Source organism: Paenibacillus sp. T2-29, assembly GCF_052921365.1.
In genome coordinates this window covers 35,501-55,472 of the sequence record NZ_JBREVE010000014.1, presented here as the reverse complement: position 1 = coordinate 55,472, position 19,972 = coordinate 35,501, and the positions used below count along the sequence as shown (strand labels likewise).

Here is a 19,972-nt window from a genome sequence, read left to right as displayed (position 1 = left end):
TAGTGAAAAGGATGATTATTATCATGAACCGGTTATCCAATACGGTAATGGTTGCCGCAGATATGACCAAATCACGAATATTATGGATTGCCTTTGTTCTGGGTGCATTAAGTGCCTTCGGACCCTTGTCCATAGATATGTATTTGCCGTCACTGCCCACATTAGCCGACAATTTGCATACGACTACTTCGCTGGCACAGCTTAGTTTGACAGCCTGTCTGTTGGGACTGGCCGTTGGTCAGATCGTTGCTGGTCCGCTTAGCGATGTGAGGGGTCGCAGAGGACCGCTGGTGATCTCGCTAATTCTGTACGCTGCAGCATCGCTGTTATGTGTGTTTGCGCCGAATATCGGTGTGCTCATTGCGCTTCGCTTTATTCAAGGGCTTACGGGATCGGCGGGGATCGTGATTTCCAGAGCTGTGGCTCGTGATCTGTACTCGGGCAAAGAACTGACACGCTTTTTCTCACTGCTCATGCTAGTGAATGGTGTGGCTCCCATTGCTGCACCTGTGCTGGGCGGTGTCATTTTGAATTTTGTTTCCTGGCGCGGTGTATTCATGGTGCTGTGTGTAGTTGGTGTGGCCATGCTGATAGCCGTCGTATTGGGTCTTCCAGAAACGTTGCCAACGAACCGCCGTTCATCCGGTGGCTTGAAGCAGACGCTAGGAACACTCGGTCATCTGTTTGCAGATAGACGCTTTATGGGTTATGCCCTCTCACAGGCGCTGATTACAGGGGCGATGTTTGCGTACATTGCTGGCTCGCCTTTCGTGCTTCAGGATATTTTCGGGGTTTCCCCCCAGACTTATAGCATCATTTTTGCAGTGAATGGTTTAGGAATTGTACTGTTTTCCCAGTTGACGGGTAGACTCGTGGGTCGATTTAGCGAGCGACAGTTGCTCTTGTCAGGTCTGGTGATTGCGGCTGTAGCCGGGATCAGCTTGCTTACCGTAGCTTTTACCGGAGGCCAACTGTTAGCCGTATTAATTCCGATGTTTTTTGTCGTATCCTGCGTAGGTATTGTGAGTACAACGACGACTTCACTGGCCATGCAGAGTCAGCAGCGTTCCGCAGGCAGTGCGTCCGCCATGCTTGGCTTGCTGCCTCTATTGCTTGGCTCCATCGCTTCACCGTTGGTGGGCTTGGGTAGTGGAACAACCCCCGTACCGATGGCGGTTGTGATTGCTATAGCAGAGCTTGGTGCGCTGTTAAGCTTTATTGTACTTGCCAAGGAAGCACGCGCGAAGGCTTAAAATAGGCAATTTGAACTGAAAACTCCCATGGACTGATGCATGAACCACTTCAGACCATGGGTGTTTTTTTATCGTTTTACAATCGAGATATCTTCGGCTTCCCTCGTGGGGAGGGGTGTCTGTTTTAAGTACATACGAGAAGGTTTGTGAATTAGAATGCAAATCAAATAAACAGCAGGATCAGTATGGTCGGAATTAAACAAAAGAATAATTTACCTAATACAAAACCGACCATACCCTGTCTCCCTGTTATTGAGACAAAAAAATCGAACGATATTCCCCGTTCCTTCCAATATAGAGTATGAGCCGAAAGAGAGGAGGAGATTAGGATCGAACAGTGCAAGGAGGTGGTCAGATTGGCACAGGATGATCAGATGACAATGCTTGTTGCAGAGACACTGGCTGGCAGCCGCGAAGCTTATAAGGAGCTCTATGATTACACGATTCATACGGTCTATAAATCAGTGCATTTTCTGTTGGAGGAAAAGGCAGACGTTGATGATGTGGTTCAGGAAATTTATATACAGGTGTATAAATCACTGGAGACATTTGATACAAATAGATCTTTTCAACCTTGGCTGATGGGGATTGTTATGCGTCAAATTCGGGCGTATCGGAGAAAAAGATGGATGAGGATGCGAATCACAAGTAAGGCTGAGAGTCTGGAGCATCATGCAGCGTTTGATTTTTCTGAGGAAATAGTGGACAAGGTTGCAAATCATGTATTGCTTCAAGCAGTTCAGCAGCTATCGTTCAAGCTAAAACAGGTGATTGTATTGCACTATTTGCATGAGTATTCCCAAGAGGAAATCGCAAACATTTTAGACATACCGTTAGGTACGGTGAAGTCACGAATTCACGCGGCTTTGCAAAAGCTCCGTTCGAAAGAGCGGCAGGGACATTTTCTGATCGGAAAGGTGGAGAAAATCCATGAAGCTTGAGCAAGAACTACGTAAGGTGATGCAGCATGAGGATAACCACTTATCTCCTCCCATTGAGTTAAAGGAAAATATCATGATACAAATTGAGCGAATTAAAGGGAAAGGATCTAAACCTATGAAAAAGTATATCGTGACAACGATTCTTGTAGCGGCATTATTGATCCCGACAGGTGCCTTTGCTGCATACTCTTACTTGACTGATACGCTGTATGGCTCGCAGGAAAAGCTAATTGAAATGGGAGGGACGGCAGAGGAATATACAAGAGTAGAATCGAAGCTTCAACAAGCACAGGGACGTTTGTCGAAGGAAGAGTTTAGTGTTTTTATGGAATTACTAAAGGAACTAGGAGCCTATAATCTTAAAATAACGGACAAAAACGGGATGCTCCATAAGGAGCGTTTAAGCGTCGATGAACAGCGTGAGTATAATCGAATAACCGCCGAGTTGGAACCGTACTTTGATAAATTGAATCAGGAGGAATTCCAAACCCATAAGAGTATAGATTTACAGGACGAGTTAGACTATGCGAAAAAAGCTTTAAGTAAGGATGAATTTGTTAAGTTCCGTGTTCTGTTCACGGAGTTTTACAGGTATGTTCCCCGTATAACGGGCGAAAATGGAGTATTGTATCCAGATCGTTTGCCTGAAAGAGAAAGAGAAGATTACGAGGAGCATTTGAGGTTGCTTCAGCCTTATTTCGATCAGTTTAATTCGCTTGAGAAGAAACGGTGACGAAAATTAAGGCGAAAAGGTGACACTTTTCTGGAAGGTTGACATACCCCATGGGGGTATATTATGATGGGTATATATTAAATGCATGAGTGCATATACACCACACAGGAGGCTGATGTATGGCTGAGGAGCAACCTGTTTCCCACACTGAAGTCCACGGGGCTCATTGTGGAACAGATGGAGAGAAGACAGTTAGAAAAAGTCATCATTCGGCAGAATTCAAGAACAGTCTTGTATCCCGGTTAAACCGTATTGAAGGTCAGGTTCGCGGGATTAAGGGATTGATTGAGAAGGATACCTACTGTGACGATGTGCTGAATCAGATTGCGGCTGTTCAGTCGGCCCTTAATGGTGTCGGCAAGCTGCTGCTGGAAGGGCATATGAAAAGCTGTGTCATTGAGCGCATGCAGGCAGGAGAGCAAGAAGTGATTGATGAGCTGCTGGTGACGGTTAAGAAGCTAATCCGTTAAAAGTAGCAGGTATACACATTATGGGTATGGACGTACCCTTGAGGAGGAAACGAAAATGGCACAAGTTACATTGAACGTAGAAGGCATGAGTTGCAATCATTGCGTGAAAGCAGTAGAAGGAGCCTTGGAGAAAGTAGGCGCTACCGGTAAGGTCAGCCTCGAGACGAAACAAGTAAATGTAGAATATGATGAATCCAAGCTGAGCGTTGAAGCTCTGAAAACAGCCATTGAAGACCAAGGCTATGATGTTGTTTAAGATTAAGATGCTGTATGATGCGTGAACAGATTTGTTCGAAGGAGAAGCTTCCATATTAGGAGCTTTTTCTTTTTGAACATAACATACCCCACTGGGGTATGTAGAAGGAGGACTACCATGGAAAACCGTGCGACCGACGGTGATAAGCATACAACGCTTCATATTACGGGGATGTCCTGCGCAGCCTGCGCAAGCCGTATTGAAAAAGGTTTAAATCGAATAGACGGCGTGGCACAGGCTAATGTGAATTTGGCTTTGGAGCAGGCGTCCATATCCTATGATCCCAAGCAGGTGGAAATCCCAGAATTCCGCGATAAAATTGCTTCTCTTGGTTTTGGAACTGTGAGTGAAGAAGCCAATTTGAATGTGACGGGCATGACTTGCGCGGCTTGTGCAGCTCGAATTGAAAAAGGATTAAACCGAATACCAGGCGTAACAGGTGCCACGGTAAATTTGGCGATGGAAACAGCCCATGTGGAATATGCTGCTGGGAGTACTACGGTTAGTGATTTGGTAAGCAAGATTGAACAGCTGGGCTATGGAGCGATCCCGCAGAGCGCTGAGGACAATATTGCGGATGTCCGCAGTAAGGATATCCAACGTAAAAAATGGAAGTGGATGATATCGGCAGTGCTGTCGCTACCGTTATTGTGGGCGATGGTGGCTCATTTTTCCTTTACCTCATGGATTTATGTGCCGGAACTGTTCTTGAATCCATGGTTTCAACTTGTACTGACGACACCAATTCAGTTCATCATAGGATGGCAGTTTTATGTGGGAGCATATAAAGCGCTTCGTAATGGAAGTTCGAATATGGATGTATTAGTTGCGCTAGGTACGTCTGCGGCTTATTTTTACAGCTTGTACCTTACTCTGCGTCCGTCTGACGCCATGGAGGGAATGGCGGGAATGCCTGTCATGACCATGCCAGAGCTGTATTACGAGACAAGTGCGGTACTCATTACGCTTATACTAGTCGGTAAATGGTTCGAGGCGGTAGCCAAAGGGCGCTCGTCTGAGGCGATCAAGAGCCTGATGAACCTACAGGCGACAACGGCACGTGTGGTACGTGATGGACAAGAGCTAGATTTGCCAATTGAACAAGTGCGTGTGAAGGACATCTTTATTGTGCGCCCAGGGGAGAAAATTCCCGTCGATGGTGTGGTCGTGGATGGACGTTCGGCAGTGGATGAATCCATGTTAAGTGGAGAGAGTCTTCCGGTTGAAAAAGGAGAGGGTTCCCCAGTCACAGGAGCCACGCTCAATAAAAACGGAGTACTTCGTATTCAGGCTGAGCGTGTGGGTGGTGATACGGCGTTGGCCCGTATTATTAAGGTCGTGGAAGATGCGCAAAACTCTAAGGCCCCGATTCAGCGGATTGCGGATCAAATCTCGGGTATCTTTGTCCCCATCGTAGTTGCTGTTGCCGTGATGACGTTTCTCGTCTGGTTTTTCCTTGTGACACCGTCTGATTTTGCAGGATCACTGGAGAAAATGATTGCAGTTCTCGTCATTGCTTGTCCTTGTGCGCTTGGATTGGCCACCCCAACGTCCATTATGGCAGGATCGGGACGTGCTGCTGAATACGGTATTTTGTTCAAGGGCGGCGAGCATTTGGAAATGACCCGTTCCGTCAACGCAGTGATTTTGGATAAGACAGGTACGGTTACGAACGGCAAGCCAGAGCTGACAGATGTTATAGTTGGAGCGAGCAGCCTGGCTGAAACGGATTTGCTGCGTTTGCTCGGTGCGGCAGAAAAAAGCTCAGAGCATCCGCTGGCGGAAGCCATTGTAAAAGGAATTGCTGATCGAGGTATTGAGCTAGTGGGCCCGACGGATTTTGAAAATATTCCAGGCTATGGTGTGAAGGCCTCTGTGGAGGGCAAGCAGGTATTGGTGGGCACACGCCGATTAATGAGCAGGGAAGGCATCACGATGGATGACTCAACCGAGCAGCAAATGAATGAACTGGAAGGCGCAGGGAAAACGGCAATGCTTGTCGCTGTGGATGGTTCCTATGCCGGATTAGTGGCCGTGGCGGATACAATTAAAGAAACATCGCGGGAAGCTATTGCCCGTCTGCGGGCGATGAACATTGAAGTCATTATGATTACAGGTGACAATGAAAGGACGGCAAAGGCCGTTGCCGCCGAGGCGGGAATTGAACGGGTGCTGGCGGAAGTGCTGCCTGAAGGAAAGGCCGAGGAAGTGAAGCGACTTCAGGACCAGGGCAAGATCGTAGCCATGGTCGGGGACGGTATTAACGATGCGCCAGCGCTGGCTACAGCCCATATAGGGATGGCAATGGGCACAGGTACAGATGTGGCCATGGAGGCTGCCGATATTACTCTCATGCGTGGTAACCTGAATAGCATTCCGGACGCGATCGAAATGAGTCGCCGGACCATGACAAACATACGGCAAAATCTGTTTTGGGCGCTCGGTTATAACGTGATCGGCATTCCGATTGCTGCTTTGGGCTTTCTGGCTCCATGGTTGGCGGGAGCGGCCATGGCATTCAGCTCTGTTTCGGTTGTACTGAATGCGCTGCGTCTCCAGCGGGTGAAGCTGTAAACGTATTGATGTATTCGGCAGATGCATGCTGTTGGATATTTGCAGCGATATCATTTTTGTAATTAGAGCAAGTACGCACAATTTTGGCTTTGTGCGTACTTGCTTTTTTTTGTGTTTTTTTATTTATTTAATTCATGCAGTCATTCTTCATCGCGTCAGGTTGCTTATCATTCGCGAAAGTTTCATAATATTTGTAAGAGTGCCATGCAAGCATGCAAGAACCTTTTCGTGTACTCACAGCTTGAAGCAGATAAAGAGCTTATATTATGGATTAGGAGTGAAGCAGTCATGAATGATACGATTTCCTTGTTGATGAACCATCGGTCTGTGCGAAAATTCAAGTCAGACCCCATTACCGACGAGCAGCTCGCAGCTATTGTGGCAGCTGGCCAAATGGCATCCTCGTCCAGCAATGTGCAGGCATATACCATTATTGCCGTTACCGAGCCTTCTTTAAAAACAAAACTGGCCGAGTTGGCAGGAGGGCAGGCTTACGTCGAGCAGTGCCCGACATTTCTGGTATGGTGCGCAGACCTGTATCGTTTGAAGCAGGTGACGATTCATCATCAGCCAGGCCAGCCTTCCTATGAAGGGTCCGTCGAAAATTATACGGTTGCAACCATTGATGCTGCGTTAGCTGCACAAAATGCAGCGGTGGCGGCTGAATCACTCGGCTTGGGCATCGTTTACATCGGGGGCATTCGTACTAAAATAGCAGAGGTATCCGAGTTATTAGGCTTGCCAGAGCTGGTATATCCAGTGTTCGGTATGTGCATTGGTGTACCGGATCAGGAAACGGGCTTGCGTCCACGTCTTCCACTGTCCGGTGTGTTGCATATGAACGGTTATGACAAAAACCAAACGATGAAAGCTGTAGAGGTATACGACCACACATCAGCCGAATATTTGAAGGAACGTACGGGCGGTCAACGCTCTACACCTTGGTCTGAGCAAATGGCCACGAGACTGACCGAACCAGCGCGCTTGCAGTTGAAGCCATTTTTGGAACAGAAGGGTTTCTTGAAGCAATAAAAATGGAGCAACGATAAAGAATGCTGCAATTTACAAGTGGCATTTGAGAAATATGTGTTATTTAAAGCTATAAGAACCTCCTTAATTACGCATGTTGAAGTTTCGCGTACATAAGGAGGTTCTTTGCTTTGACTATAAGTTGTGGTTGTAATCTTTTTTAGTAAATAGCAGATATGCCTTTACGAATCAGACAGTGAGTAGAAGCGTCTTGTATTATCATAAAATAATTGACGGACAGCAGCTTCATCTTGATGGGTCAGCTTGCTATATGCGCGAATGACCTCGGTAGTCATCCGTGGATGCGTCTGCTGTCCGGTAAAAGGACCCTCGAACGGCCATGGGCCGTCTGTCTCTGCCATGACCTGATCAGACGGATACTGTCTTGCCAAACTGCGGATTTCTTCTTCGTACAGGAGATCCGGTGTGAAGGAGACATAATAGCCGTTCCGGGCCATACGTTTGGTCGTGGCGGCAGAGCCCTTAAACCAGTGAAAATGCGCCTGTGTGACGTCATGACGTTCCAAAAGGTCGCAGGCAATGTCTGCATCTTCATAAACAGCGTGCAACACAATGGGTTTGCTATGTTTGCTTGCAAACTGGATAAAACGCTCCAGCAGTGCTATGTAAGGAGCGAGCTCAAAGGGCTCTCCACTGCGTGAAGCTTCCAGCCGATTGTAATAGGGCAAGCCGACTTCACCCACCGCGACCATCTGCTGTACATGTTCGTCCATCCAGTCAAATAACAGGTCAAGCTCGGTATGTGATGGCAGAGCCTGTTCTGGATGAAAGCCGAAGGCGGGACGTACTAGCCTGGGCCAACGCTCAGCCAGGCCCAAGTTGGCTTGACTGGAGGCGAGATGCATGGACACAGCTATGATGGCTTCTACATGGTTGTCGGCAAGCGAAGCGAGCAATAGCTCCTGTTGTTCAGGCGGGTAGCTGTCTACATGAATGTGCGCGTCGATTAAGGGAACAGTTGCTGCCGCGTTCGATCTCAATGGAGAGTGCACGTTCCAATCATTCATAAGAATTTGTCCCATCGTTCAGGGTGTTTTTACGAGTACTTTCAGCGGTGTCCATATCGCCGTCCAGTTTGTGCTTTTCCTCGCGCATCCAGCCAGTCATGGTCCGTTTCCATTCCATAAAGCGTGGATCCAGGGTGATTTCTTCCCTACGCGGGCGGGGAAAAGGAACATCTACGACATGCATCACTGAAGCAGGTCGCGCCGACAGCACATAAATGCGGTCGGAGAGCAGCAGCGCTTCTTCAATGCTGTGGGTAATGAACAGCACAGAGCGGCGGTTCTTCTCCCACATCCGCAATAACCATTGCTGCATGTCTGCACGTGTCAGCGCATCGAGAGCGCTGAACGGCTCATCCAGCAACATTAATTCCTGTGGGCTGAGCAGGGCGCGAAGAAAGGCCGCGCGCTGCTGCATGCCACCAGATAACGTATGCGGATACGCCTTCGCGAACTTGCCCAGTCCAACCTGTTCGAGCCATTGCAAGGCTTCTTTTCGACGTTCACGTTCGCTGCTGTATCGGGAGCCCGCTGCTGCATCCTTTCGTGGTGCATTTTCCTGCCCGAGCAGTATGTTGTCCAGCGTGGTGCGCCACGGGAAAAGGGCGGGCTGCTGCGGCATATAGCTGATATGCCCGCGTTCACCAGTCATGTCCCGTCCATGCATACGGATACGTCCCTGCTGCGGCTTGAGCAGCCCTCCGATAATGTGAAACAGTGTGCTTTTGCCACTGCCTGACGGACCGATGAGGGAAACAAATTCGCCCGGCTTAACGGTAAGGGATACATCCTGCAGTACAGGCAGTGAGCTTCGCTTTTCCCGGAAGGTGAGGCTGATCCCGTCCAATTCCAAAGCAGGAGGGGCAGGCGTCATTACCTGCAGTTCTCCGGCTTGTTGCTGTTCATCAGCGACGGATGGTGATGTCAAGTCAGTCGGATGCAGACTCATATGTGCCACGTCCTTTCATTGATGCTTTAATGCAATATGTGGAAGCTATTCTTGATCGGGTTTCCAGCGAACCAACCATTTCTCTAGTAGTAAAATAACGACAAACATTAGTAAGCTGAGTGCAACAATAATACCGATAGCGGCAAAAATGAGATCCGTACGATAGGCAGACTTTTGCAGCAACATATAATATCCAATTCCTTCACTGGCCCCAATCCATTCGGCAATGATCGCGCCCATCACACTATAGGTAGCAGCGATTTTAACGCCAGAGAAGACTTGTGGCAGGGAGTGTGGTAGCTCTAGCTTTAGAAAAATAGCCCTGCGGCTTGCACCTGACATTCGCATGTAATTCATCATCATACGGTCTGTCCGTGTCAGCCCGTCCATGGCCGCTACAGCCACGGGAAAAAAGCATACTAATGTAATGACCATAAGCTTGGGCAGCACGCCAAAACCGAACCATACCATGAGCAACGGACCGAGGGCGATAATCGGAATGTTTTGGCTAAGGATCAAGAGCGGGTATAGAGCAGATTTGAGAAAAGGAATCGTATGAAGAACGATGGCGATCAGCAGTCCAGTTGCTGTCCCTATAGCAAATCCCGCAAGCGTCAGGCGAACCGTAGCCCATGTATGGGTGCCAAGCAACGCCGATTGCGCCATGCCCTCTTGTACGATTAGGGATGGAGCTGGCAGGAGCCAGGATTCAATATGTAAATAGTTAACCGCTCCCTGCCAAGCCGCTAAAAAGAAGAGGACCGCCACAAGGGGCGGCCATACGCTTTTCCACCAGGATGCGTTCTTGCCTTTCGGATTCATGGGCGATACTTCTCGGTCAGCTTGTTCATGCTGATGCCCTGTGGGTTATGTGCGATTTTGATCTGTGAAATGACGCTGGGACTTCCAGCTTCCGTCAAAGCCTCATGCATGTCTTTGACGACTTTCAGCAATTCGTCCAATTCGCCCTCCATTGTGGTATCCAATGGATTCACTTGATGCTTGACGCCGGAACGCTGGATGACCTCAATCGCCTTGTCTACATATGGATAAGAGTCTTCGTTATTAGGAGTTTTAGGGATGACTTGAATACTGAGCAATGTGTTAGCCATGCGAATTTCACCTGTCCTTTTTTGTTTAAGTTATTAGGAAAATAAATTGGATTAAGGCGGGGAGATCGCTTCACGGTTCATTTGATCTTACGATCGCTGTTGCCGCGGGATTCTTTGAATTAAATTTAAAAGGTAAGAATCCCCCTGAGCATATGCTTCCGAAGCTAGCTTTCCTAAAGAAAGCTTTCAGGCGAACACCTCGCTTCTCCAGATTCAAATGAATCGCTACGCTGCCAACCGCCTTATAAGCACCTTATTTTTAAAGCAGGGTTGTGTGGCATTTTTACACACAAGCGCACCTGCTTTTGCGCTTAGATACTATGAGACTAAAGAATAAACCAAGTGGAGCGAGAGCGAAGCGGACGGAATGGTGCTGTACAAGCGAAGCGGTCGCTTTTGTCCCCGGATTTTTACCCTGCTGATGCTTTAATCCGGAAATCCGGGGGCGGTGGCGATGGAAAGCATCATCCGTCCGCGTAGTGGCACAAAGGCTACTTCAAGCTCTATTTACAAGATCAACGCTTGGGCAAGAAGTCGTTTGTAAAGGCTTTATCGACTTCCAAAGGTTTGCTGAGCAGCTTGCGTTCATACATCCAGTCCGAGTAGTTTTTCCATATCTCCGCTTTTTGTACGCCCCATTGCGGGGCATCGTCCTGATAACGCGGACTTAGCCATTTTTGACTAGCGAGTACCAGTTTTTTGTCCAGCTCCGGCACAGCTTTACTTAAGATATCTGCCGCTTCTTCTGGATGGGCGATAGTGTATTCATAGCCTTGCGCGGTAGCGTCCATGAACGCCTTAACCAGCTCAGGATCATTTTTTATCGTCTGTTCATTGCTCACAATTACAGGTGTATAGTAATCGAGGTTTTTGGAATAATCTTTTACATATAGCATATCCAATGGCTCACCTCGAAGCTTGGCCTCAATCCCGGTCCATGCGTAGAAAATCCAGGCAAAGTCAATATCCCGCTTCACGGCTGTAAAATAGTCTGCATTACCCATATTGACGATCTTCACTTTGCTCACATCACCTTGGTCTGAATCCATGATGGATTTCATGACCGCTTCTTCTACAGGAGAACCCCAGCCGCCGTAGCTTTTACCCTCGAAATCTTTCGGGCTTTTAATTCCGCGGTCTACCGGGGCTGCGAAGCCAGAGGTGTTATGCTGAATCACCGCAGCGATGGATACGAGCGGCACGCCTTGGATGCGAGCCTGAGTGACGCCTTCTTGATAGCTGATACCAAAAGGTGCAGCATTCGAAGCAACCATTTGGTCGGCTCCGCCTGAGCCTGGTTGAACAATTTGGACATTCAAGCCTGCTTTTTCGTAAAATCCTTTGTCCTTGGCGACATAGAGTCCTGTGTGATTCGTATTGGGTGTCCAGTCGAGCACGACTTTAACATCTTTGAGCCCCTTTGCCGAGGTAGACGTTGAAGTGTCGGCAGCAGGAGCCTCCTTTTGAGATGTAGGGGGATTGCCGCCGCAAGCGGTCAGAGTCAGAGCCATGAGCCAAAGACTGATTAGACCCAGGCTTAACATTTTCATGCGCTTCATCGTTGTGTTCTCTCCTTTTTAATTACCCGTTGTCCGTCCAATCAGACAGCTTATGTTCCCCATTTTCACAAAAATAACATCTGCCGGAATGCAATCTTTCCAACAACTTCATCTTCAACAAAAAAAGCGTCCCGGGATTCCGGGACGCTTGCGCTTGTATATACCAAAGTAAGGGATGTCCTGTTTTAATAAAAGGCACATCTTGCTTAAGCATTCCTACGCTGGCATTACCCAGATCAGGTTGTAAGGGTCAGTGTCTTGGGACACACTCTCAGCCGGCCGATTCCAGCACCCCTGGCATTGTATGGTTTAATGGGTTCGTTTATTCGGGTTTACTACGACGATTATATGCCTTGAAGGCGGGTCTGTCCAGCCTTAAGGAAGCGCTCACGGTTCATTTGCCGAACGACAGGGTACACTTTTACTGTGAGCTTTGATCTGAAAATGAACATGAATCATTCAGATTTGTTCTGGTCATGTTATTTTCAGAACAGCTACACTGTATGTTTAGGAGAGCTGGTGCCAAGTGGCATAGACTCTATAGAATTCTAATTCGTAAAAAGGAGTTGTTGTACTGTGGGTAAAACGGATACATTGGATCGCAGTCAGCTAGAACAAGCCATTGTGAAGGCTTTGGATAACAACAAATTTTGCTCGTTAGGTACGGTAGAGGGCGGAAAACCGAAAGTGCGCTATATGGCCCTTTTTAACGATGGAATGAACATTCATCTGGCGACGGATCGCAAAACACATAAAGTGGAAGAGCTAAAGGACAATCCGAATGCTTATCTGCTGCTGGGTTATGAAGTGGGTGGTACGAAGGAAGTCTTGGAAGTGGAGGCTACCGCCCAGGTTACAGCTGATGAGGGGTTACGCAAACAAGTGTGGAATGATTCTCTGAAAAAGTGGTTTTCCGGACCTGATGATCCCGATTATGTCATTTTAGACGTCAATCCGACTCGTATTGAGTACGTTGGTCAACAAACGGAGCGCCAGGTGTGGACGAAATAGAAACAATATAACAGACAAGCCAGTAAATTTCCAACCTTTTCAGGAGATTTACTGGCTTTTTTTATGCGAAAAATAATTATTTTTTCATAAATATTTTAAGCAAATGACTACTCTTTTGTCTGGCGTTGGATTAAAATAGGAATGGTGGGTTCAAAGCTTACATATATGTGCAAAAGTATGTATATGAGGCATACACCTTAATAAGGAGGGGTATATTTTGTTATTTCGTAAAAATTGGTTTAAAGGGTTTACAGCAGCAGTTGTAGCTTGTAGCCTACTGGTGTTTTCAGCCGCTCCATCCTGGGCAGCTAGCGACTCTCGCGATAGCGCTACGGTGAATTTGCGGATCATGGAGACAACGGATATTCATGGGGCACTGATGAATTATGATTACTATTCGGACAAAGAAACCAACGAATATGGCTTGATTAGTACAGCAGGCTTGATCCAACAGGCTCGTAGTGAAACAAGAAACAGCATGCTGTTCGATAACGGTGATTTGCTGCAGGGCAATCCTTTAGGCGATTATATGGCTAAAAACAGAGTCTTCGAGAAAGAAGGCGGTGTCCATCCGGTTTACAAGATGATGAACTTGATGGGCTATGATGCGGCTACTGTGGGCAACCACGAATTTAACTTTGGCCTCGACTTTTTGGATAAATCGCTCAAGGGTGCTGATTTTCCTTACGTAAATGCGAACGTCTATGTTGATAATGAGGGTCAAGCTACTAAAAATTATTTTACCCCTTATCAGATTCTTGACAAAACAGTAACGGATGAGAAGGGCGAAGAGCATACACTCAGAGTGGGTGTCATCGGTCTAGTAACACCTCAAATTATGCAGTGGGATGAAGCTAATTTGAAGGATAAGGTCGTTACAAAGGATATCGTGGAAACAGCCAAAAAGTTTGTTCCACAAATGAAAACAGAAGGTGCTGACATTATTGTCGTGCTTGCACATACAGGCTATGAGGATGTGCCGCAAACGCCAATGATGGAGAATGCCGTTAAGTATTTGAGCCAGGTGGACGGAATTAACGCGATTCTGTTTGGGCATGCTCATAAATCTTTCCCTGGCCCTGATTTTAAAGATATGAAGGGCGTAGATTTGGATAAAGGAACTATTAATGGTGTACCAGCTGTAGAAGCTTCTTCGTGGGGCAAGGATCTGGGCATTATTGATCTGAGCCTGGAAAAGAAAAACCGTGAGTGGAATGTAATCAATTCTCAGTCTCAAGTGCGGCCAATTGTGAGCACCACAAACCATGCTTTGCAGTTTACTCCTGACACTAAACTGAAAGACGCGATTAAAGAAGAGCATCAAGGAACGCTGGATTATGTTCGTCAACCTGTCGGTACAACGACTGCACCGATTACCAGCTATTTTGCATTAGTGCAGGATGATCCGTCCATTCAAATTGTGACAAATGCACAGAAATGGTATGTTCAAAACCATCTTAAAGGAACAGAATACGAAAATCTCCCAGTATTATCGGCAGGCGCTCCATTCAAAGCCGGTGGTCGCAACGGTGCCGAGTATTATACCAACATTCCTGAAGGTACAATAGCGATTAAAAACGTGTCCGATCTGTACGTGTACCCGAACACGGTTCATGCCGTAGAAGTTACTGGTGCTGAAATTCAGGAGTGGCTGGAATGGTCTGCGGGTCAGTTCAACCGCATTGATCCTAGCAAAACAGAGGAACAATCGCTGATCAACAAGGATTTTCCAACCTACAATTTTGATGTGATTGACGGTGTGAATTACCAGATTGATGTAACTCAGCCTGCACGATATGATGCCAAGGGAACTATTATTGATTCTTCAGCCCATCGCATCAAGGATCTGCAATACAATGGGAAGGCTATTGATCCTGCACAGAAATTTATCGTTGCGACCAATAACTATCGTGCTTCCTCCTCCAAACTGGCCAACCCAGATGGCAAACGTATTGTGATGGCAGCACCAGATGAAAGTCGCCAAGTCGTTGTTGATTATATCCGTACGAACGGAACGATTAACCCGTCAGCGGACGGCAACTGGTCTATTGCTCCTTTTGGTCAGGCCAAGGTTACCTTTGAGTCCTCTCCTGATGCCAAAGATGTGCTGGCCGGAAATCAACAAATTTCATACTTGAGCAGCGCGGCAGACGGGTTTGCCAAATACAGCTTGAAAGCTGGCGCTAAGCCTAGTGCAGCAACGACGTCTGTGAAGGAAGCTGCGGCACCTGCGAAAGCAACCGCGAAGCCAGCTGTTAAAACGACTAAACCTGCAGCTGCAAAACCAGCTAAAACAACGAAACCAAAGGCGTCCAAGTAACTTGGAATTTTAGTTTCCACTCCATATCAGAATGAAGCAGTAAGTCTCTTTAAACAAGAGACTTGCTGCTTTTTTTGATATCAAATACAACAGTACCTGCGTTTATCATGAGTGCAAAAAAGGTTTTGTTTTTGTCGAATATGTACTTAAGTCCTAAGTTGTTGTTGAGAATAAGCTTATTTTTTGTAAAAACACGTAATTATATAGTGCTTTTGTTCTAATTATTTGTGATATAATGGTGAAAAAACCGGGAAATTGTTCCGAGGAGGACCATTATGACTTGCAGCAATTGCAGCATCATATTACCTATTAAGGATCAAGGATTGCTGAAAATTAGGCATTCTAGGGTGTCGCTTACTCCAGCATTAGAGGGCTTGGGCATGCTATCGGAACAAATGAAACAAGAACATTGGTGTGAGGGTAACATCGTGTTTCGCTATGACAGCCGTACACAGTTGGAACAGCTGGTTAACGGACTGGCTCGTCTGCCGCAGGAGTGCTTGAGCCGAATGCAAGTTGTGGTGACTGGCTTGCAACATGTTGAGGGATTTGAGGAATGGCTTTTATTTGGTCAATTGCAAGCTCGACTGCAACATCCGGATCTGGTGAGTATTATTAATAATCAAAACTTTACCAGCCATATGCAGCCTATTGTTGACTACAAGCTGAATATCATCGGCTTTGAGTTTTTGCTGCGTCCATCACAGCCAGATAAGTCTTTTCAGCCTTTCCGACTGTTTGAAGTCGCCCGTGAAGCTGGATTGCATGCTCATTTGGATCGCTCGGCTCGTATTTCCGCTATTGAAAAAAGTGCGACCTGCCTTCCGGCGGGGATTAAACGATTTATTAACTTTCTCCCTTCAACCATTTATAATCCGGCTTATTGCTTGAATCATACCTTTGAGACGATTAAACGGTTATCTATGAATACGGAGGATTTTGTGTTTGAGGTCGTAGAGACGGAAGAAATAGACGACCTGAATTTTTTGCATCAAATCTTTGAACAGTATCGTACACGGGGAGTTTCAGTGGCACTGGATGATGTAGGAGCAGGCTATTCTACGACAGAGCTTATGAATTGCCTCCAGCCCGATTATGTTAAAATTGACCGCAGTATAATTGATGGCTGTCATCATAACAGTGATCAGAAACGGCAAATTACTGGGATAGTGGAATCCGCTTTTCGTTTTGGAGGTCAGGTGTTGGCTGAAGGTGTAGAACAAAAGGAGGATTTTGAATTTTGTTGCGATGCAGGTGTGTCACTGGCCCAGGGTTATTTGTTTGGTAAGCCGGAGCCTACACCGCCTTCCAACTTTATACTGAGCAGAGTAGTATAATCTGAAATAGCGTATTCTATAAGAAAATCGACATAAATAACCCGATGATCTATGGTCACCGGGTTATTTAGTATTTTAGAACAATCACATCTTAATTATATTCTTTGCACTATTGAGGCGGTTCATGTATCCATCTAGTGTTATTGCGATTATAACGTGATAACGTATAAACCCAGCGGAGTGGTCGCGCTACCTGCAACCATGAAGCTAAGAGAATAGCTTGACTGGCCAGGAGGGACGGGGATGTCAGTCAGTCGGCATACCTTGGTATTATCTTGTAGCAAGGGGATACCATATACATGACCATCCACGCGTACAGACCCGGCGAACGCGCCTCCACGTGGATTGGCATAGATTCGTACGGTACGTACCTCACTACTGTGATTAACGATAGGAATGGTTGCGTTATATATCGTTCCGAATTGTCCGCGATTATCAAGCGCAGGCCCCAGCTCGCTGCGTTCCCCTGTAAACAGCAGATCTGCAGGAGTTTCGCCGTTCAGCTTCTTAGTGGCACATGCTCGGTAGTTGGCGCTTTGCCCTACTACATACTCCGGCATGCGCGCATTTGTTTCAGAAAAGGACCATACTCCCCGTGGGTGCGCCTGCGGCGGGGGTACAGGAGGGAGTGCATCCTTGTGAATCTCGCGCAGATCCGTCTGCGTATCTTTGCTGACTACGGTGCGAATCACATAGTCCAGCGTACCGTGGCCTTCGGCATATTCTACCGTGAGGTCATAGATGAATCCAGCCAGCGATCCTTCGGGTAGCTCAAATTCCTCCAGCAAGGCGGTGCCTCTGCCGAATTTGTGACGGTCTACTGGCTTCAGACGTTTCATCGTACCCGCCAAACAGCTTTTGGCAATAGACTGCCCAACATCAATAATCCAGTTGCCGTCCTCGGGTACAATCTCAAGGGCACGTTCAATATGACGTACTTGCAGGCGAGCCGTGCTTTTATTCTCTATGGTGATGCCCAGTTTAACAGGGCTGCCTATTTTGTTATAATGCCAGCCGAAAATCCGGTGCTTGACTGTCCGGGTTGTGGTGCGAACCACATCATGCCACAAAGTGGCTTGCTCGGTAGGTACCGTTACATGGGTAAGCGTCTCCGGGTTATCGCTAAGCATCAGACGGCGTGTTCCCCCCTCAGTGGCTGACTCCACATCCACATGGATGTTGGGTGGGATTACAGCTGATTCCACAATCAGATCCTTTGGCTCCTTGGGTCGAAGGTTCATATACATTCCTCCCTAAATTCAAGAATGGCACCGCTTTTGGTTCAAGTATATGGGCAGTTCATAAATATAGGTAACGCCAAGTCCATTTATACAACCTGTTTTTCAAAAATTAAATTAAAAATATATCGTAGGCTATAGCAGCTCTGCTTATGCGCCCGAGCAAGCTTACAAGTCCCTTATTTCTCTGCACCAACGATTCGCATACAGGTATTGCGTGTATGTTAAGAGCATAAGCTATTGGATGTACAGAGAAGATACAGGAGGGAAACATGCCTAAAAAAATATGGTGGAAGGAAGCTGTTGTTTATCAGATATACCCGATCAGTTTTCAGGATTCTGACGGAGACGGAAAAGGGGACCTGCGCGGCATTTTGTCTCGGCTTGATTATCTGTCTGAGCTAGGGATTGATGTGATCTGGATTTGCCCGATATATAAGTCGCCCAATCACGATAATGGATATGACATTAGCGATTATTATGCCATTATGGATGAGTTTGGAACGATGGAGGATTTTGATGAGCTCCTTCATCAGGCGCATGAACGAGGCATCAAAATTATGATGGATTTGGTATTAAACCATACGTCGGATGAGCATCCGTGGTTCACGGAGTCACGCTCATCCAAGGATAATCCGAAGCGAGACTACTACATATGGCGAACAGGCAAAAATGGCGGATATCCGAACAACTGGGAATCGTATTTCTCCGGTTCTGTGTGGAAATATGACAAGCTTACAGACGAATATTACATGCATCTGTATTCCGAGCATCAGCCGGATCTGAACTGGGAAAATGAAGAGATGGTGAGTGAACTCTATCGTATGGTGGAATGGTGGTTAAAAAAGGGAGTCGATGGCTTCCGCTTTGACGCCATTGCCCATATTGTCAAAGCAGAAGGGCTACCAGATGCCCATAATCCGGACAAACAACCCTTGGTACGTGCCTATCAGCTCTTTTCCAACCTGGAGCAGGTACATGTACTTCTACGGATGCTGAATGAAAAAGTATTGGAGCGGTATCCCTTAATGACGGTCGGTGAAACGTCCGGTTTAGGACCGGAACAGGCACTGGATTATGTGGGAGATCAGCGGCATGAGCTGAATATGGTGTTCCAGTTTGAGCACATGTTTATTGATGCACAAGGGTTAGGAACGGAAAAATGGAAGTACAAGTCGTGGACGCTGGTGGAACTGAAAAAAATAATGAGTAGTTGGCAGACGGTGCTTCATCAGGAAGGATGGAATGCCAATTATCTCAACAATCACGATCAACCACGGGCTCTCTCCCGTTTTGCGAATGATGGACAATATCGTGTGGAATCCGCCAAAATGCTGGCAACCTTCACACATATGCTTGAGGGTACACCTTATATTTATCAGGGTGAGGAAATTGGGATGACGAATATTGCCTTCCCGTCGATTGATGATTATCGGGATGTGGAAACGTTAAACTACTATGAGCAGCAACGGAAGCTCGGTGAGCCGGAGGAGCAGATTATGGCCGCGATCTGGCGAAAAAGTCGGGATAATGCGCGTACTCCCATGCAGTGGAATGCCGGACCTGCAGCCGGATTTACCGATGGAGAGCCGTGGATGAAAATTAATGATAACTACACGCACATTAATGCAGAAGCAGAAAGAAATGACCCGAACTCAATTTTCCACTATTATCGTAAGTTGATTGCTCTGCGCAAACAACATGAGGTCATAGTCTATGGCGAATACAAGCTGTTGTTGCCACTTGATACAGAGCTATATGTATTTTCACGCATGTTGGGACAAGAGTGTTTGCTAGTCATTTTGAATTTCTTTGACCGTGATCCCGTGTTCCACTGGCCCGACGGTGAGGAGTTTCCTGCCGCCAAGGCGGAGCTGCTTCTCTCCAACTACGAACCGGTAAAAGGAGAAAATTTACACGCCTTGAAGTTGCGGCCTTATGAAGCTAGAGTGTATAAGCTAACCTTGAAATAGGCGTTGTTATCCTGTGGATGGTAAATGGAAGGGGAGGCCCATAGGGGACTTCCCTTCCTTAGCGTTGGACTAAATAGTTACTGTTTCAGCCAATTCACGTATTTTGGCGATAATCCGCTCTTCTTGATTTTCCCCCTCATTGGGGATAGATTCAGTCGCGTAGGCAGCCAGTTCAGCATGGTGATGAATCAT

19 protein-coding genes and 1 riboswitch are annotated in these 19,972 nt (G+C 47.0%); of the genes, 12 read left to right on the top strand and 7 right to left on the bottom strand.

What is annotated here, in order from left to right; genetic code table 11:
• The first annotated feature begins 23 nt into the window (after positions 1–23).
• The 7 genes from ACU1JV_RS25615 to nfsA all read left to right on the top strand — a co-directional run bounded on the left by ACU1JV_RS25615 (position 24) and on the right by nfsA (position 7,259).
• Positions 24–1,253 (top strand): multidrug effflux MFS transporter, encoded by a 1,230-nt coding sequence (locus ACU1JV_RS25615; protein ID WP_013369070.1) that lies wholly within the window; start codon positions 24–26, stop codon positions 1,251–1,253.
• Between the two features lie 356 nt (positions 1,254–1,609).
• Entirely contained in the window at positions 1,610–2,194 is a 585-nt protein-coding gene (locus tag ACU1JV_RS25610; RefSeq protein WP_013369071.1) for a sigma-70 family RNA polymerase sigma factor, read from the top strand.
• The gene (locus ACU1JV_RS25605) at positions 2,184–2,927 is read left to right on the top strand and encodes a DUF3600 domain-containing protein (protein ID WP_413987394.1); all 744 of its coding nucleotides are present in this window, start codon (positions 2,184–2,186) and stop codon (positions 2,925–2,927) included. The genes ACU1JV_RS25610 and ACU1JV_RS25605 overlap by 11 nt, the downstream gene beginning before the upstream one ends.
• A 119-nt stretch (positions 2,928–3,046) precedes the next feature.
• Complete coding sequence (locus tag ACU1JV_RS25600) at positions 3,047–3,397, top strand: metal-sensitive transcriptional regulator (RefSeq protein ID WP_013369073.1); 351 nt, start codon at positions 3,047–3,049, stop codon at positions 3,395–3,397.
• A gap of 55 nt (positions 3,398–3,452) precedes the next feature.
• Positions 3,453–3,653 carry a copper ion binding protein gene (locus ACU1JV_RS25595; protein ID WP_013369074.1) on the top strand — a complete coding sequence of 67 codons (201 nt, stop codon included), beginning with the start codon at positions 3,453–3,455 and terminating at the stop codon, positions 3,651–3,653.
• Between the two features lie 117 nt (positions 3,654–3,770).
• Positions 3,771–6,227 (top strand): heavy metal translocating P-type ATPase, encoded by a 2,457-nt coding sequence (locus ACU1JV_RS25590; RefSeq protein ID WP_264218109.1) that lies wholly within the window; start codon positions 3,771–3,773, stop codon positions 6,225–6,227.
• 288 nt (positions 6,228–6,515) lie between these two features.
• Positions 6,516–7,259: an oxygen-insensitive NADPH nitroreductase gene (gene nfsA, locus ACU1JV_RS25585; protein WP_413987395.1), complete on the top strand. Its 744-nt coding sequence runs from the start codon at positions 6,516–6,518 to the stop codon at positions 7,257–7,259.
• Positions 7,260–7,438: 179 nt separating this feature from the next.
• Here the strand turns inward: nfsA and ACU1JV_RS25580 are convergent, their stop codons facing one another.
• From ACU1JV_RS25580 to ACU1JV_RS25565, 4 genes are read right to left on the bottom strand one after another with little or no spacing between them, the layout of a single operon-like run.
• Complete coding sequence (locus tag ACU1JV_RS25580; RefSeq protein ID WP_413987396.1) at positions 7,439–8,284, bottom strand: TatD family hydrolase; 846 nt, start codon at positions 8,282–8,284, stop codon at positions 7,439–7,441.
• Positions 8,277–9,230 (bottom strand): ABC transporter ATP-binding protein, encoded by a 954-nt coding sequence (locus tag ACU1JV_RS25575; RefSeq protein ID WP_413987534.1) that lies wholly within the window; start codon positions 9,228–9,230, stop codon positions 8,277–8,279. Before ACU1JV_RS25575 ends, ACU1JV_RS25580 begins: the two co-directional genes overlap by 8 nt.
• Before the next feature lie 45 nt (positions 9,231–9,275).
• On the bottom strand, positions 9,276–10,052 hold the full coding sequence (locus ACU1JV_RS25570) for an ABC transporter permease (RefSeq protein ID WP_025678674.1): 777 nt from the start codon (positions 10,050–10,052) through the stop codon (positions 9,276–9,278).
• The gene (locus tag ACU1JV_RS25565; protein WP_013369080.1) at positions 10,049–10,342 is read right to left on the bottom strand and encodes an MTH1187 family thiamine-binding protein; all 294 of its coding nucleotides are present in this window, start codon (positions 10,340–10,342) and stop codon (positions 10,049–10,051) included. Before ACU1JV_RS25565 ends, ACU1JV_RS25570 begins: the two co-directional genes overlap by 4 nt.
• A 342-nt stretch (positions 10,343–10,684) precedes the next feature.
• Between ACU1JV_RS25565 and ACU1JV_RS25560 the strand changes: the two genes are divergently transcribed.
• A complete protein-coding gene (locus ACU1JV_RS25560; protein WP_165083776.1) occupies positions 10,685–10,822 on the top strand; it encodes a hypothetical protein in 138 nt (45 codons plus the stop codon).
• Positions 10,823–10,857: 35 nt separating this feature from the next.
• Here the strand turns inward: ACU1JV_RS25560 and ACU1JV_RS25555 are convergent, their stop codons facing one another.
• Complete coding sequence (locus ACU1JV_RS25555) at positions 10,858–11,901, bottom strand: ABC transporter substrate-binding protein (RefSeq protein WP_013369082.1); 1,044 nt, start codon at positions 11,899–11,901, stop codon at positions 10,858–10,860.
• Between the two features lie 196 nt (positions 11,902–12,097).
• A riboswitch (TPP riboswitch) is annotated at positions 12,098–12,207 on the bottom strand.
• 270 nt (positions 12,208–12,477) lie between these two features.
• Here ACU1JV_RS25555 and ACU1JV_RS25550 point away from each other — a divergent pair.
• From ACU1JV_RS25550 to ACU1JV_RS25540, 3 genes are all read left to right on the top strand, one after another.
• Positions 12,478–12,912 carry a pyridoxamine 5'-phosphate oxidase family protein gene (locus ACU1JV_RS25550; protein ID WP_413987398.1) on the top strand — a complete coding sequence of 145 codons (435 nt, stop codon included), beginning with the start codon at positions 12,478–12,480 and terminating at the stop codon, positions 12,910–12,912.
• A 217-nt stretch (positions 12,913–13,129) separates the two neighbouring features.
• A complete protein-coding gene (locus ACU1JV_RS25545) occupies positions 13,130–15,232 on the top strand; it encodes a bifunctional 2',3'-cyclic-nucleotide 2'-phosphodiesterase/3'-nucleotidase (protein ID WP_064962217.1) in 2,103 nt (700 codons plus the stop codon).
• A 275-nt stretch (positions 15,233–15,507) separates the two neighbouring features.
• Positions 15,508–16,569, top strand: a complete 1,062-nt coding sequence (locus ACU1JV_RS25540) for an EAL domain-containing protein (RefSeq protein WP_165083835.1) — start codon at positions 15,508–15,510, stop codon at positions 16,567–16,569.
• A gap of 149 nt (positions 16,570–16,718) precedes the next feature.
• Here the strand turns inward: ACU1JV_RS25540 and ACU1JV_RS25535 are convergent, their stop codons facing one another.
• Positions 16,719–17,810 carry a hypothetical protein gene (locus tag ACU1JV_RS25535; protein ID WP_165083837.1) on the bottom strand — a complete coding sequence of 364 codons (1,092 nt, stop codon included), beginning with the start codon at positions 17,808–17,810 and terminating at the stop codon, positions 16,719–16,721.
• A 269-nt stretch (positions 17,811–18,079) separates the two neighbouring features.
• Between ACU1JV_RS25535 and ACU1JV_RS25530 the strand changes: the two genes are divergently transcribed.
• A complete protein-coding gene (locus tag ACU1JV_RS25530; protein ID WP_040102295.1) occupies positions 18,080–19,780 on the top strand; it encodes a glycoside hydrolase family 13 protein in 1,701 nt (566 codons plus the stop codon).
• A 69-nt stretch (positions 19,781–19,849) separates the two neighbouring features.
• Here the strand turns inward: ACU1JV_RS25530 and ACU1JV_RS25525 are convergent, their stop codons facing one another.
• Positions 19,850–19,972 (bottom strand): hypothetical protein, encoded by a 123-nt coding sequence (locus tag ACU1JV_RS25525; protein ID WP_255305282.1) that lies wholly within the window; start codon positions 19,970–19,972, stop codon positions 19,850–19,852.